At 74.5% G+C, this 12908-nt stretch carries 16 protein-coding genes and 1 pseudogene; 9 read left to right on the top strand and 8 right to left on the bottom strand.

The features are described 5' to 3' along the window. The first annotated feature begins 30 nt into the window (after window positions 1-30). Window positions 31-648, top strand: coding sequence for a hypothetical protein (locus ACZ6ZT_RS05125; protein WP_469715643.1), 618 nt, complete (start codon window positions 31-33; stop codon window positions 646-648). A 171-nt stretch (window positions 649-819) separates the two neighbouring features. Next, entirely contained in the window at window positions 820-1770 is a 951-nt protein-coding gene (locus ACZ6ZT_RS05130) for a class I SAM-dependent methyltransferase (protein ID WP_469715645.1), read from the top strand. A 102-nt stretch (window positions 1771-1872) separates the two neighbouring features. Here the strand turns inward: ACZ6ZT_RS05130 and ACZ6ZT_RS05135 are convergent, their stop codons facing one another. Further along, on the bottom strand, window positions 1873-3375 hold the full coding sequence (locus ACZ6ZT_RS05135; RefSeq protein WP_469715647.1) for a DEAD/DEAH box helicase: 1503 nt from the start codon (window positions 3373-3375) through the stop codon (window positions 1873-1875). A 152-nt stretch (window positions 3376-3527) separates the two neighbouring features. Continuing rightward, window positions 3528-4055 carry a MarR family winged helix-turn-helix transcriptional regulator gene (locus ACZ6ZT_RS05140; RefSeq protein ID WP_469715650.1) on the bottom strand — a complete coding sequence of 176 codons (528 nt, stop codon included), beginning with the start codon at window positions 4053-4055 and terminating at the stop codon, window positions 3528-3530. A 90-nt stretch (window positions 4056-4145) separates the two neighbouring features. Between ACZ6ZT_RS05140 and ACZ6ZT_RS05145 the strand changes: the two genes are divergently transcribed. After that, complete coding sequence (locus ACZ6ZT_RS05145) at window positions 4146-4535, top strand: HGxxPAAW family protein (RefSeq protein ID WP_469715652.1); 390 nt, start codon at window positions 4146-4148, stop codon at window positions 4533-4535. 14 nt (window positions 4536-4549) lie between these two features. Continuing rightward, window positions 4550-4756: a cold-shock protein gene (locus tag ACZ6ZT_RS05150; RefSeq protein WP_469715654.1), complete on the top strand. Its 207-nt coding sequence runs from the start codon at window positions 4550-4552 to the stop codon at window positions 4754-4756. Window positions 4757-4876: 120 nt separating this feature from the next. Here ACZ6ZT_RS05150 and ACZ6ZT_RS05155 read toward each other — a convergent pair whose 3' ends face one another. From ACZ6ZT_RS05155 to ACZ6ZT_RS05165, 3 genes are all read right to left on the bottom strand, one after another. After that, a complete protein-coding gene (locus ACZ6ZT_RS05155) occupies window positions 4877-5071 on the bottom strand; it encodes a ferredoxin (protein WP_469715840.1) in 195 nt (64 codons plus the stop codon). A gap of 5 nt (window positions 5072-5076) precedes the next feature. Then, window positions 5077-6288 (bottom strand): cytochrome P450, encoded by a 1212-nt coding sequence (locus tag ACZ6ZT_RS05160; protein WP_469715656.1) that lies wholly within the window; start codon window positions 6286-6288, stop codon window positions 5077-5079. Window positions 6289-6432: 144 nt separating this feature from the next. Then, window positions 6433-6777: a thioredoxin family protein gene (locus ACZ6ZT_RS05165; RefSeq protein ID WP_469715657.1), complete on the bottom strand. Its 345-nt coding sequence runs from the start codon at window positions 6775-6777 to the stop codon at window positions 6433-6435. A gap of 98 nt (window positions 6778-6875) precedes the next feature. On the opposite strand from ACZ6ZT_RS05165, the gene ACZ6ZT_RS05170 reads away from it, so the two are divergent. After that, window positions 6876-7145 carry a hypothetical protein gene (locus tag ACZ6ZT_RS05170; RefSeq protein WP_469715658.1) on the top strand — a complete coding sequence of 90 codons (270 nt, stop codon included), beginning with the start codon at window positions 6876-6878 and terminating at the stop codon, window positions 7143-7145. Between the two features lie 91 nt (window positions 7146-7236). Here ACZ6ZT_RS05170 and ACZ6ZT_RS05175 read toward each other — a convergent pair whose 3' ends face one another. After that, the gene (locus ACZ6ZT_RS05175) at window positions 7237-7614 is read right to left on the bottom strand and encodes a DoxX family protein (RefSeq protein ID WP_469715660.1); all 378 of its coding nucleotides are present in this window, start codon (window positions 7612-7614) and stop codon (window positions 7237-7239) included. A gap of 255 nt (window positions 7615-7869) precedes the next feature. On the opposite strand from ACZ6ZT_RS05175, the gene ACZ6ZT_RS05180 reads away from it, so the two are divergent. Together ACZ6ZT_RS05180 and ACZ6ZT_RS05185 are read left to right on the top strand one after the other, a co-directional pair. Then, window positions 7870-8226 carry a YciI family protein gene (locus ACZ6ZT_RS05180; RefSeq protein ID WP_469715662.1) on the top strand — a complete coding sequence of 119 codons (357 nt, stop codon included), beginning with the start codon at window positions 7870-7872 and terminating at the stop codon, window positions 8224-8226. A 51-nt stretch (window positions 8227-8277) separates the two neighbouring features. Continuing rightward, a complete protein-coding gene (locus ACZ6ZT_RS05185; RefSeq protein WP_469715664.1) occupies window positions 8278-9522 on the top strand; it encodes an RNA polymerase sigma factor in 1245 nt (414 codons plus the stop codon). Here the strand turns inward: ACZ6ZT_RS05185 and ACZ6ZT_RS05190 are convergent. Then, on the bottom strand, window positions 9512-10981 hold the full coding sequence (locus tag ACZ6ZT_RS05190) for a condensation domain-containing protein (RefSeq protein ID WP_469715666.1): 1470 nt from the start codon (window positions 10979-10981) through the stop codon (window positions 9512-9514). The two genes, ACZ6ZT_RS05185 and ACZ6ZT_RS05190, sit on opposite strands and share 11 nt — an antisense overlap. Window positions 10982-11057: 76 nt before the next feature. Here ACZ6ZT_RS05190 and ACZ6ZT_RS05195 point away from each other — a divergent pair. Then, window positions 11058-11301: pseudogene (locus ACZ6ZT_RS05195) on the top strand (ABC transporter ATP-binding protein); the annotation flags it as partial. Window positions 11302-11394: 93 nt separating this feature from the next. Here ACZ6ZT_RS05195 and ACZ6ZT_RS05200 read toward each other — a convergent pair. Further along, complete coding sequence (locus ACZ6ZT_RS05200; RefSeq protein WP_469715668.1) at window positions 11395-11838, bottom strand: STAS domain-containing protein; 444 nt, start codon at window positions 11836-11838, stop codon at window positions 11395-11397. Window positions 11839-12000: 162 nt separating this feature from the next. Between ACZ6ZT_RS05200 and ACZ6ZT_RS05205 the strand changes: the two genes are divergently transcribed. Beyond that, entirely contained in the window at window positions 12001-12894 is an 894-nt protein-coding gene (locus tag ACZ6ZT_RS05205; RefSeq protein ID WP_469715670.1) for a hypothetical protein, read from the top strand. Window positions 12895-12908 lie beyond the last annotated feature (14 nt).

The following is a 12908-nucleotide window of genomic DNA, read 5'->3' on the forward strand; positions in this document are numbered from 1 at the left end:
CCGGGCACGCCCGTCGTGTGGAATGGACCCATGGGGAGACGCGATCACCAGACGAGCCGGACGCCGGGAAGCGGCCCGGCGTACCCGGCGGCAGCGCGCGCGGGCCGCGAGGCGGCCCCCCGCCGCCCCGACCGGCCCGCGGCCCGGCCCGCGCCGGGCCCGGCACCCGCCCCGGCGGCGCCCGCGGAGACCGGCGTCCCCGGGCGGTGGCGCTACGCCCGGCACCTCGACCGGCTGGCCGCCGCCGCCCTCGCGGGCCCGGGGGCGGGGGAGGCCGCGGCGGTGGCCGCCGTCCTGCGCGACCCGGACCCCGTGATGGCCGAGAGCGCGGTCGTCACCCACCTCGACCGGCGCGCCACCGGCCTGCCGCCCGGCACCGGGTTCCCCGACTGGGCCGGCGCCCTGCGCCCCGTACTGGTCGGCCACGCCTTCCCGGCCCGCCGGCTGCGCGAGTGGACCCTGCTCAAGGCCGTCGCCGCCGGCGCGCCGTGGTCCCCGGCCGAACTCGCCGCCGCCTCCGACTGGTGCCAGCACACCGCGGCCGGCTCACTCGACTCCCCGCAGGCCCTGACCCTCCTCGCCACCTCGGCCCGCACCCGCCGCGTCCGCAACACCGCCTCCCAACGCCTACGCCGCCGGGCGGCCTAGACACCGCGCCCGCAGCCGGCTCCCGCAGCCGGCTCCCGGAGCCGGTGCGGCCGGGAAACGGAAGGCGTCGTACGCAAGGGGTCGCCATACGCCGTTCAGCGGTTTATCTTCTCCCTACCCGGCCGGGTGTCAGCGTTGAACCGATGCCATTCCGCTGGAGGATGACTCTCCGTGCAGCACGTTCCACAGGCTCCCGTCACCACCCCCGACGGGGAGCCCGCGCCGCCCGAGCCCCGCGCGTACAGCGAGGTGAAGGGCTGGTTCTCGGCGTACGACCAGGTGCTCTTCGACTGGTTCCTGACCCGCCAGAACGAGACCCCCGGCGCGTCCGGTGACATCCTCGAACTCGGCGCGTTCATGGGCAAGAGCGCGATCTTCCTGGCCGGATACCTGCGCGAGGGCGAGGAGTTCACGGTCTGCGACCTCTTCGACTCGCCCCCGCCCGACGACTTCAACCTCGCGGAGATGAGGGACTCCTACCCCACCCTCACCCGGCGCGGCTTCGAGACGAACTACCTGGCCTTCCACCCGGCCCTGCCGACCGTGATCCAGGCCCCGACCTCGGTGGTGGCGGACCGGGTGCGCCCCGGCAGCTGCCGCTTCGTGCACATCGACGCCTCGCACCTCCACGAGCACGTGGTCCAGGACATCGCCTCCTCGCGCACCGTCGCCGCCCCGGACGCCGTCGTGGTCTTCGACGACTACCGCTCCGCCCACTGCCCGGGCGTCGCCGCCGCCGTCTGGGCGGCGGTGGCCACCGGCGGGCTGCGCGTGATCGCCGTCTCCGCCTCGAAGCTGTACGCGACCTGGGGCGACCCGGCACCCCACCAGGCGGCCCTGCTCGGCTGGCTGGAGGGCCGGACCGACCTGTGGCACGGCGTGGACATGGTGGCCGGGCACCCGCTGGTGCGCATCGGCGACGAGGGCGTCAAGGCCCCGCCCGCGCCGGAACTCCTGCGCCCGCCCGCCGCCGGTCCCGCCGCGGCCCCGGCCTCGCCGAAGCCCATGCCCGCGAAGGCCGTGTCCCCGAAGGCGGCCGGGTGTCGCCGCCTCGCCAAGGATCTGCTCCCGCCGCTGGTCACCCGGGCGATCACGACCCGCAGGCGCCGCCGCCCGAGCTGAACGACCCGCAGGCGCCGCCGCCGGAGCTGAACGGCGACGAGCCGGGCCCCGTACCCCTCGGTACGGGCCCCGGCTCGCCTTCCGCGTGAGCCCGTCAGGGCCTCACGGCGTCAGCCCCTTGCGGACCCGGGCCGCGCGCCGGGCCTCCGCCGCCTGGCGCGCCTCGATGGTCTTGCGGGACTCCTTGGCCTTGCCCGGCCGGCCCGGCCGGGTACCGATGCCGCGGAAGCCCAGGTCCGTGCCGCTGGGCCGGCCCTTGGCGTCGGTCGGCGCGGCCCCGGCCAGCGGGACCCCGGAGGGCGCCTTCGCACCCGTGATCCGGCTCAGCGCCGCCTCGCCCGAGCGCACCTGGGTGATGGTGGGCCGGATCTTGGCGTCGGCCATCAGGCGCGTGATGTCGCGCCGCTGGTTCGGCGTGATCAGGGTGACGACCTTGCCGGACTCGCCGGCCCGGGCCGTGCGGCCGCCGCGGTGCAGGTAGTCCTTGCTGTCGGCGGGCGGGTCCACGTTGACGACCAGGTCGAGGTCGTCGATGTGGATGCCGCGGGCGGCCACGTTCGTCGCGACCAGGACGGTGACCAGGCCGTCCTTGAACTGCCCGAGGGTGCGCGTGCGCTGCGGCTGGGACTTGCCGCTGTGCAGCCCCTCCGCCCGTACGCCCATGGCCCGCAGGTGCTTCACGAACTGGTCCACCCCGTGCTTGGTGTCCAGGAACATCAGCACCCGGCCCTCGCGCGCGGCGATCTCGGTCGCCGCCGAGATCTTGTCCGCCGCGTGGATGTGCAGCACGTGGTGGTCCATCGTGCCGACCGAGGCCGACTGCGGGTCGACGGAGTGCGCGACCGGGTCCTTCAGATAGCGGCGCACCAGCTGGTCGACGTTGCGGTCCAGGGTGGCCGAGAACAGCATCCGCTGCCCCGCGTGGTGGACCTGGTCGAGGATCTCGGTGACCTGCGGCATGAACCCCATGTCGCACATCTGGTCCGCCTCGTCCAACACCGTGATCTTCACCCGCTCCAGGTGGACGTCACGCCGTCCGACCAGGTCGCTCAGCCGCCCCGGGGTGGCGACGACGACCTCCACGCCGGTGCGCAGCGCGCCCGTCTGGCGGCCGATCGACAGCCCGCCGACGACGGTGGCCAGGCGCAGCTCCAGCGCCCGCGCGTACGGGTCCAGCGCCTCGGTCACCTGCTGCGCCAGCTCGCGCGTCGGTACGAGGACCAGCGCCAGCGGGCGCTTCGGGTCCGCCCGCTGTCCCGCCGTACGGGCCAGCAGGGCCAGGCCGAAGGCGAGCGTCTTGCCCGAGCCGGTGCGGCCCCGGCCCAGGATGTCGCGGCCCGCGAGGGAGTTGGGGAGGGTGGCCGCCTGGATGGGGAACGGCTTCGTCACCCCCAGGTCGGTCATCGCCGTCACCAGCTCCGGGGGCAGGCCCAGCTCCTCGAAGGCCGCGACCGGCGGCAGCGCCGGGGAGGTCGTCCGGGGCATGGCGTACTCGCCCTGCGGTCCGAGGGTCCGCGGCGTCTTGCCGGCGCCCTTGGCCCCCGGCTTGGAGCCCTTCGCCGCGGCCTTGATGCCGAAACGCCCATGGGGTGACGGGTTCTTCATGCAGAACCTTCCGTGAGGAGTGCGCACGCGGAATGCGGACACAGGGGGTGAACGGCGACGAGCCGGGGTCCGTACCCCTCGGTACGCGCCCCGGCTCGTCTGCGTGTCCGCACCGGGCGAACGCGCCCCGCGCTTCGAGTTTCCCGCCCATTTTACCAGTCGGAGCCGGTTCCCCCCGGGCGGTGCCCAGGGGCGACAGAACCCGGTCCGCCGGAGCGGACCTGGTCCAGGTGGGCCCGCATCTCGACGGTCGCCCGCCCGAACCAGTCGGCGATGACGGCGATCTCGTCGGGGGAGTACTCGGCGAACAGGGCGCGGAGCCGGGCGTAGAAGGGCTCGTATACGGCGAATACGCGGGCCGCGGCGGCCGGGTCGGCCACCACGCGCACCCGGCGCCGGTCGGCCGGGTCCGGCCGCCGGTGCGCGTACCCGGCGCGTTCGAGGCGGTTGAGCACACCGGTGACGGCGCCGGTGGTGAGGTCGGTCAGCGAGGCGAGGTCGCCGGCGGCGAGCGGGGCCTCCCCGGCGCCCAGGATGTGGCCGAGACAGGTCAGGTCGGTGACGTTCAGCCCGAGCGACTGCGCCACCTCCTGCTGGCCGATGAGGCCCAGGGCCACGTACCGGTCCATGTGCGAGATCGCCTGGGCGGCCGTGGCCGGGGGGCGGGGCTTGCCCTGCACGCCAATACTCCTTAGTGTCTAAGTTACTTAGCTCGCGAGATAAAAGTTCCTGCTCCGAGCCTACTGCCGTACGTCCTCCCGGGAGACCCCATGAGCGCCCACGGGCACGTCGACCTCGGCCACACCATCGCCGGCTGGACGGGCACCACCCTGGCCCTGCTGGGCTGCGCCGGAGCCGGCGCGGCCCTGTGTGCCGCCTGGGCCCCCGGCATCTGGCTGGGCCTCGGGCTGGTCCTGGCGGCGGGCGTATTCACCTGGCTGCTCCACCTCACCGGCTGGGGCAAGCCGAGCGGGCCCCGCCCGGCCGCCGAGTGGGACTGGCGGGTACGCGACACCGCCGCCCGGACAGGTCACGCGAACTGCCTGGGCTGCCGGGCGGGAGGTGGGGTCCGCCCCCGGTTGGCCGCGCTCCGGGTGTGGCGGACGGGACGGGTGGGCAGTATCGAGACGGCCGCACGTGCGGCCCGAGTGGAACGTTGAGAAGGATCAGCCAGATGGCAACAGGCATCGTGAAGTGGTTCAACGCGGAGAAGGGGTTCGGCTTCATCCAGCAGGACGACGGCGGCCCCGACGTGTTCGTGCACTACTCCGCCATCCAGTCGACCGGCTTCAAGGAGCTGGCGGAGGGCGCGAAGGTCGAGTACGACGTCACCCAGGGCCCCAAGGGACCCCAGGCGGAACAGGTGGTCACGATCTCCTAGCGCCGCTTCACGAGCCCGGCCCGTGAGAGAGCCCCCGTCGGTCATCCGGCGGGGGCTCTCGCGCGGTGCGGGGCCGTCGTCGCGGGCCCCGCGACCGCGTCCGGCGGGGGACGGGCCGCCTCAGTCCTCCTTGAGGGTGATGGCCGAGACCGGGCAGGCGCGGGCGGCCTCCCTTACGAGCGGGCTGCCGTGGCCGTCCTCGCGGCCCGGGAGCACCTCGCTGAGTCCGTCGTCGTCCTGGGTGAACACCTGGGGCGCGGTCAGCGCGCACTGGCCCGCGCCGATGCAGACGTCCTGGTCGACCGAGATCCGCATGCCGCTCACCAGGCCACGGGGAGTTCGAGCATGCCCTGGATGGTGTCGCCGGGCTTGAAGGGGATCCGGTCCGGGTCGGCCGCCAGGCGCAGGCCGGGCAGCCGCCGGAAGAGGGTGCCCAGGGCGATCTCCATCTCGGCGCGGGCGAGGTTCTGGCCCAGGCACTGGTGGATGCCGAAGCCGAAGGCCAGGTGGTGGCGCGTGGGCCGGTTCCAGTCGAGCGAGTCCGGCTCCTCGAAGACCGCCTCGTCGCGGTTGATGACGGAGGTGGAGAAGACCACCCCCTCGTCCGGGCGGATCGTCACGCCGCCGACCTCGATCTCCTCGGTGGCCACCCGCAGCATGCCGTCGGCGATCGAGAGGAACCGCATCAGCTCCTCCACCGCCTCCGACATCAGCGAGGGGTCCTCGCGCAGCTCGGCGAGCTGCTCGGGGTGGCGCAGCAGCGTGAAGGTGCCGAGGGAGATCATGTTCGCCGTGGTCTCGTGGCCCGCGATCAGCAGGATCACGGCCAGGGCGACCAGTTCCTCCACGGTGGTCTCGCCGGTCTCCAGCCGGGTGGCGATCAGCTCGTCCAGCAGCCCGTCGCCCGGATCGGTGCGCTTGCGCCGGATCAGTTCCTCCAGGTAGGCGTCCAGCCGGCGGCGGGCGTTCTCGACGTCGGCGGGCTCGGGACCGCGCAGCAGCCGCCGCGACTGCCCCTCGAAGAACTCGTGGTCCGCGTACGGCACGCCCAGCAGGGAGCAGATCACCATGGACGGGACCGGCAGGGCGAAGGAACCGACGAGTTCGGCTTGGGTGCCGCTCGCCACCATGGCGTCGATCAGCCGGTCCACGGTCTCCTGGATCTGGGGCCGCATGGCCGCCATCCGCTTGACCGAGAAGGCCGGGATCAGCATGCGGCGCTGCCGGTTGTGCTCGGGGTCGTCCACCCCGAGCAGCGCGGCGCGCCGGCTCTGGATGCCCTTGAAGCGGCGGGTGGGGGCGGGGAAGCCCTCCTTGTCGCGGTCGCTGGACAACCGGGCGTCGGAGAGCAGGGCGCGCGCCTCGGCGTGGCCGGTGACCACCCAGACGGAGCGGCCGTCGAAGAGGGTGACGCGCGAGAGGGGCCGGTTCTTCCGCAGTGGCTCGTACGCGGCGGGCGGGTGGTAGGGGCAGGTGCGGTCCTGTGGGAAGGCGACGGCATCAGGCAGGGCAGGGGTCATGGCTTCGGTCATGGAAAGCAACACCTCGCAAGCGATGGTTCCGTTCACGCCGGACTCCATTACATGCCTCAGGCACCTATCTCATCCATGCCAGTTTCGGCCAGTCTGCCCGGGTTCACCCGAGCGCGCGTTCCCGGGCCCCGCAGGGCAGGGGGCTCAGAGGTGGGCGTCCAGGAACGTCCGGAATTCCACCCCCGACAGCGGACCGGCGTGCGTGGCCACCGCCTCTCCGGCCCGGATCAGCACCACGGTGGGCGCGCCGGTCACCCCGTACCGGCGGGTCGTCTCCGGGCAGCGGGTGATGTCGGTGCGGACGGCGGTCAGCCGGCTCCCGTACTCCGTCGGCGCCAGCAGTTCCGCGACGACGGCGTCCATCGCCGCGCAGGCCGGGGCGGCCTTCGGCCAGGTGCCGGTGAAGTAGGCGAGGACCGGGCCCGGTGCCATGCCGACGATGAAGTCGAATTCCCGGTCCTCCAGCGGCCGGTGTGCCCGACGGGTCATGGGTGGTGCTCCTCGGTTCGCGTCTGTCGTGACCGCCAGCGTAGGGCCGAACGGGCGGGGGCGCGGCCGTTGTCAGTGCCGCCTGTGAAGCTGGGGCCATGGACGACAGGATGCTGCGGCGCCGGGTCTACGGCGCCGACCACGACGACCCCGACCCGGGCCCGCGCCCGGGGCGTGCCTACGGCGAGCTCGTGGGCGGCCCCCTCGACGGCCTGCTCCTCGACGTGACCGGCTGGAGCGCACGGCAGCTGTCGGAGGAGGCCCGGCTGGCCACCGAGATAGGCCGCTACGGCCCGGGCGGCCGCGCCCACTACCGCCGCAGACCCGACGACCCGGGCCGCTGGGACTGGTCGGGCGACAGCCGGTAGGGGCGGTGCGGCCGAGCCCCCGGTCCGCCGACGTGTGACCGGGGGCTCTGGCTGTCTCTTCCGCCGCCGGCCCGCGATCGGATGCGCCGGCCTAACGGCTCGTCGCCGAACGGCTCACGCCGCGCGCCCACAGCACCAGCGGTACCTGGAGCGGCAGTCGTCCGAGCGCCGCCGCGCGGTAGGCGGGGGAGCGGTGGCGCGCGTCCACGGCCATCTTCACGTTCGCCGGGAAGACCCCGGCGAAGAACGCCGCCGTGGCCAGCGCCGCCACCCGGCGGGTGCGCGGGTACGCCACCCCGGCCGCCAGCGCCAGCTCCGCCGCGCCGCTCGCGTACGTCCACCCGCGCGGGCTGCCCGGCAGGGAGCGCGGGACGATCGCGTCGAACCGCTCCGGCAGGGCCGCGTGCGCCACCGCCGCCCCGGCGAGCAGTCCGGCGAGCAGCAGTGGGGAGGAGGAGGTGCGGGGCATCGGGATCCTCTCGGAGGGCGGGCCTGCCTGGGTCCCGGCGATCCTACTCGCGGGTAGGGCCCAGCGTCAGGGCCCACCCGCCAAGCGGCCCGGGCGGCCCCGGACCGGCCGCCGGGAGGCCGTCCGGCGGCCCCGGGTGGCCGGGTCCGAGAAAACTTCGAAGAATTCCGGCGGGGGTGTCGATCCGGGGGCCTCCCGTTCGACGCAGGGGTGAGAGGCGGGGAGAGGCCCCGCCCCTTCGACCGAGGAGTCACCATGCCGCGCTTCCTGAGCCTGATCCGCATCGACGAGCAGAACCTGCCCACCGACGGCTTCCCCAAGGACTTCGAGGAGCGCATGGGCGCCCTCATGGAGGAGATCACCAAGGCCGGGGTCATGCTCGACACCGCCGGGCTGCTCCCCACCTCCGAGGCCACCCGCGTCACCTGGTCCGACGGGAAGCTCGGCTTCACCGACGGCCCCTTCACCGAGACCAAGGAGGTCGTCGGCGGCTACGCCCTGCTCCAGTGCAAGGACAAGGCCGAGGCCCTGGAATGGACCAAGCGGTTCCTGTCCATCCACCCCACCAGCTGGCACGTCGGCGCCGAGCTTCGCGAGATCCAGGAGATGTGACGCCGACGCCGCGTTTGCCCTGTTCCGTCACGCCTGCTCTGATGGGTGGCCGTGACGGAACAGAGCACGGCGCGGGCGGTCGAGACGGTCTTCAGAATCGAGTCCGCCCGGATCATCGCCGGCGTCACCCGCATCGTGCGGGACGTCGGCATCGCCGAGGAACTCGCCCAGGACGCCCTGGTCGCCGCCCTCGAACAATGGCCCCGCACCGGCATTCCCGACCGCCCCGGCGCCTGGCTGACGACCACCGCCAAGCACCGCGCCGTCGACCTCGTCCGCCGCCGGGAGACCTACGCCCGCAAACTCGCCGAGGTCGGCCGCACCCTGGAGGACGTACCCCCGCCCACCGAGCCCGCGGACCCGGACGACATCGACGACGACCTGCTGCGCCTGGTCTTCACCGCCTGCCACCCCGTTCTCGGCACCGAGGCCCGGATCGCGCTCACCCTGCGCCTGGTGGGCGGCCTCACCACCCAGGAGATCGCCCGCGCGTTCCTGACGTCCGAGGCCACCGTCGCCCAGCGCGTCGTCCGCGCCAAACGGGCCCTGGCCAAGGCCGCCGTCCCCTTCGAGGTCCCCTACGGCGCCGACCGCGCACAGCGGCTCGACTCCGTCCTCGAAGTCATCTACCTCGTCTTCAACGAGGGGTACTCGGCCACCGCGGGCGACGACCTCCTGCGGCCCGCCCTGTGCGAGGACGCCCTGCGCCTCGCCCGCGTCCTGGCCGCGCTGATGCCCGAGGAGCCCGAGGTGCACGGCCTGTGCGCGCTGCTGGAGTTCCAGGCTTCCCGCACCGCCACCCGCACCGGACCCGACGGCGAACCGGTCCTGCTCGCCGACCAGAACCGCGCCCGCTGGAACCGGCTCCTCATCCGGCGCGGCGTCGACGCCCTGCACCGCGCGGGCAGCGGCCCCTACGCGCTCCAGGCCGCCATCGCCGGCTGCCACGCCGCCGCCGTCCGCTACGAGGACACCGACTGGACGGCCATCGCCACCCTCTACGGCCGGCTCGTCCGGCTGGTCCCCTCGCCGGTGATCGAGCTGAACCGGGCCGTCGCCCTCTCCATGGCCGAAGGCCCCGCCGCCGCGCTGCCCCTGGTCGACGCCCTCGACCGGGACGGCGCCCTGCGCGCGTACCACCTGCTGCCGAGCGTACGGGGAGACCTGCTGGAGCGGCTCGGGCGCGGACGGGAGGCCCGCGCCGAGTTCGAGAAGGCGGCCGCCCTGACCCGCAACGCCCGCGAACGGGACCTGCTGCTGGCCCGCGCCGCCGCCCTCCCGCCGCTCAGGCCCTGACCGGCGCCGCCCGCTCCTCGGAGCGCCGCGGCGCCGTCAGCGCGACGGGCCGGCCGAAACCGCCCGAACGGGCGACGCTGCGCACCGTGCGGCGCAGCGCCTCCTGGAAGTCGCCCATCGTGCGGCGGGCCGCGGGCGTGTCCACGTACAGGGAGTTCATGTGGAGCCCCTCCGCGTCCCGCTGGAACCAGGAGCAGGCCCCGTTCGCCCGCGCCGACCACACGTGCGTGGCGGGCCGCCACTCCTGGTGGCGTTCGGCGCCCCGGCACTTGCGCATGTCGATGTACGAGAAGAAGTTCACCGGGTACGGCCACGAGCGGGCCGCGAACTCCTCGGGCGCCAGCAGCTCCCAGGCCCGTACGAACGGCACGTCGATGTGCGCGATCATCTCGCCGAAGCCCGCCCGGACCGCCGCCATCACCTGGGTGAAGTCCTGGCCGGGGGAGGCGTCGAACTCGATCGGCATCGTGTTGACGAACCAGCCCACCGCGTCGTTCCAGGCCCCGCGCCCGCGCTCGCTGACCGGCATGAACCCCCGGTAGACCCCGGGGCCCCCGGCCTCGCGCAGGCAGACGGCGACCGAGCCGAGCAGCCCCATGAACGGCTTCGCGTCCGCCTTCCGGCAGGCCTTCTCGAACACCTCCGCCTCGGCGGCGTCCAGCAGCGCGGAGGCCTCGTTGACGATCGGGTACATCCGGCCCGGCTCCACGCCCAGATCGAGCGGGAAGCGCGGGAAGAACTCCCCGTTGCGGGCGATGAACGACTTCCAGTAGTCCAGGCGCGCGTCGTCCGCGTCGATCGACAGGTAGCGCCGCCGCTGCTCCTCGGCGAAGTCGAGATAGCTCGGGACGGCCGGCAGGGCCGGATCGGCGCCGTCGCGCAGGGCCTCGTACGCGGTCATCACCTCGCGGACGACGATCGGCATCGACATCCCGTCACAGACGATGTGGTCGAAGGCGAGGTAGACGGTCGCCGAGTCCGGGCGCAGCACCGCGCCCATGGTGAACAGCGGCCACGCCAGGGTGTCGATGCTGCGCTTGAACCGCTCGGCGAGGAAGTCGCGCAGCCGGTCCGCGGAGTCGAAGGTGGCCACGTGCCGGGCTTCCAGGGCCAGTTCACCGGCGTCCAGCGGCTCGCACGCCACCTCGCCGGCCAGCCGCCGGAACGCGCTGCGCAGCACCTCGTGCCGCTGGACGAAGCCCAGCAGCGCCTGGGCGAGGGCCACTTCGTCGAGAGCGCCCTCGACCTCGAAGGTGACGGCCAGCCACGAGGCGACGGGATCGTCGGCGCCGCGGCTCTCCTCGGCGACGGTGAAGTGCTTGTCCTGGTTGAACGAGGCCCATCTGCCGGCCGCGTCACCCCGGTCCGTGTCCTGCGGCGGCACGGCCGTGGACCGCAACCGCCACTCGACCACGCGCCCCGGCGCCACGTGGCGCATCTCCAGAGGAAACTGCCGCATTCCGTCATCCCTTCGCCCCCGGGTCAACCCCTAGCGGCTAACGACACCCGGGCCACGGAAGTGACGCCCGCGGTTCGGACTGGCCGACCAGGCCGGACAGCGCCCGGGGGAGCTGTCCGGCGGTCAGCAGTAGTGCGTCGTGGTGGGCCGGGCACTGCTGACGAGCCCGACCCGCACGCTCGATCATGCGGCTGCGGCGCACGGTGGTGCGCAGCGAGGGGGTCACCGCCCTGGTGGCCACCCACGATCCGGAACTGACGGAACTCGCCGACCAGGGGGCCGAGTTGCGCGACCGCCGGATCGCCCCGGTGGCCGGCTGAGCGGTGCCGGGCCGTGCGGCCGGGGCGGCGGGGGGAGCCGCCGGGCCAGCAGGGCGGCCAGCAGCAGCGGGACCAGGGTGAGGGCCGTGAACGTCACGAGTCCACCCGCTTCCGGCCGTCCCGCCAGGGCCGGACGCGGGCGCTGAGGTCCAGCAGGAGGCGCAGGGGCCGCGAGGTGGTGGCCGGTTCCCAGGAGCGTCCGCCGCGGGTCCACGCGTCGAGCACGTCGAGCAGGGACGAATCGCAGAAGGTGACGAGGGCCGCGTCGAGGACGAGGCGGCGGGCCCCGTGGGCCGCGGCCCGGTCCAGGAGGCCGCGCAGGGGGGCGCAGGTGTGGAGGTCGAACTCCCCGGCCAGGCTGACGGCGAGGACCCCGTCGCGGAGCGTGGACCGTAAGCGGGGCATCGGCTCGGGCGGGGCGGGGACCGCGCCGGCGGGCGGCGCCGCAGCGGTGGGGGCGGTGAGGGCGGTGAGGGCGTCGGGACGTCCGGCCGCGGGCAGTATCGGGGCGCTTATCGCCTTTATGGGAGCTTTCATGCCCCGTCCAACGGGCCCGGCGGCGGTCGGGAACGGGTGCGGGTGCGCACGTCACCCGCGCGGGGCGGCCCGCTGATCCGTTCCGGCGATCTTCGTCACCCGGCCGGGCCCCTGGTGCGTCCCAACCGGCCCGACCGGCGGTCATGCCCGAAAGTGGGGCGCGTGAACGCGGACGCGGAGGGCATTTCGGACGAGGTCGTCGACGCGCTGTACGCGGGCCCCCCGAAGGGGTTCACGGCCGCGCGCGACGCCGCCGCGGCGCGCGCGAAGGCGGCCGGAGACGCGGCGGCGGCGAAACGCATCGCGGGGCTGCGCCGGCCCACGCTGGCGGCCTGGGTGTCCAACACCCTGGTCCGGGCCCAGCCCGAAGAGGTGGAGCAGTTCCTCCAGCTCGGGCAGGCACTGCGCGAGGCCCACCGCTCGCTCGACGGCGCACAGCTACGGGACCTCTCGCACCAGCAGCACGTGGTGGTCGGGGCGCTGGCCCGGGAGGCGCAGCGGCTGGCCGGGGAGGCGGGCACGGCGGTGTCGGAGCCGGTGGTCCGGGAGGTGGAGCGCATCCTGTACACGGCCCTGGCCGACCCGGACGCGGCCACCGCCTGGGCCTCCGCCCGCCTCGCCCGCGCCCCGTCCGCCGCCCCGTCCTTCCCGGCAGCCACCCCGTCGGCCGTCCGCGCCCACCGCCCGCCGCCCGCCCCGGCGGCGGCCCCGGACCGAGCGACGAAGAAGGCACCCGCCCCGGCCCCGAAAGCCGCCCGCACCGCCGACGCCCACCGGGAGACGACGGCGCGCGAGACGGAGGCCCGCGAGGCGAAGGCGCGCGAGACGGAGGCCCGCGAGGCGGAAGAGGCCCGGCGGCGGGCGGTGGATCGGGCGGCCGGGGCCGACGCCGAGGTCACCCGGCTGGAGGAGGCCGCCGAACGGGCCCGCGCCGAGCGGGACCTCGCGTACACCGCAGTGACCGAAGCGGAAACGCGCCTCCGCGACGCCACCCGCGCGGCCGAGACGTCCCGCCGCACCGCCACGTCCACCGAGCGCCCCACCGGCCGCCGGTAGGGGCCACGCCGGCG

The organism is Streptomyces sp. NPDC102258 (genome assembly GCF_055584685.1).

Excerpts from the sequence above, each read along its gene's own strand:
- ACZ6ZT_RS05125 (WP_469715643.1), top strand. The coding sequence starts at position 31 with ATGGGGAGACGCGATCACCAGACGAGCCGGACGCCGGGAAGCGGCCCG.
- ACZ6ZT_RS05135 (WP_469715647.1), bottom strand. The coding sequence starts at position 3,375 with ATGAAGAACCCGTCACCCCATGGGCGTTTCGGCATCAAGGCCGCGGCG.
- ACZ6ZT_RS05145 (WP_469715652.1), top strand. The coding sequence starts at position 4,146 with ATGAGCGCCCACGGGCACGTCGACCTCGGCCACACCATCGCCGGCTGG.
- ACZ6ZT_RS05150 (WP_469715654.1), top strand. The coding sequence starts at position 4,550 with ATGGCAACAGGCATCGTGAAGTGGTTCAACGCGGAGAAGGGGTTCGGC.
- ACZ6ZT_RS05155 (WP_469715840.1), bottom strand. The coding sequence starts at position 5,071 with ATGCGGATCTCGGTCGACCAGGACGTCTGCATCGGCGCGGGCCAGTGC.
- ACZ6ZT_RS05160 (WP_469715656.1), bottom strand. The coding sequence starts at position 6,288 with ATGACCGAAGCCATGACCCCTGCCCTGCCTGATGCCGTCGCCTTCCCA.
- ACZ6ZT_RS05165 (WP_469715657.1), bottom strand. The coding sequence starts at position 6,777 with ATGACCCGTCGGGCACACCGGCCGCTGGAGGACCGGGAATTCGACTTC.
- ACZ6ZT_RS05170 (WP_469715658.1), top strand. The coding sequence starts at position 6,876 with ATGGACGACAGGATGCTGCGGCGCCGGGTCTACGGCGCCGACCACGAC.
- ACZ6ZT_RS05175 (WP_469715660.1), bottom strand. The coding sequence starts at position 7,614 with ATGCCCCGCACCTCCTCCTCCCCACTGCTGCTCGCCGGACTGCTCGCC.
- ACZ6ZT_RS05180 (WP_469715662.1), top strand. The coding sequence starts at position 7,870 with ATGCCGCGCTTCCTGAGCCTGATCCGCATCGACGAGCAGAACCTGCCC.
- ACZ6ZT_RS05190 (WP_469715666.1), bottom strand. The coding sequence starts at position 10,981 with ATGCGGCAGTTTCCTCTGGAGATGCGCCACGTGGCGCCGGGGCGCGTG.
- ACZ6ZT_RS05200 (WP_469715668.1), bottom strand. The coding sequence starts at position 11,838 with ATGAAAGCTCCCATAAAGGCGATAAGCGCCCCGATACTGCCCGCGGCC.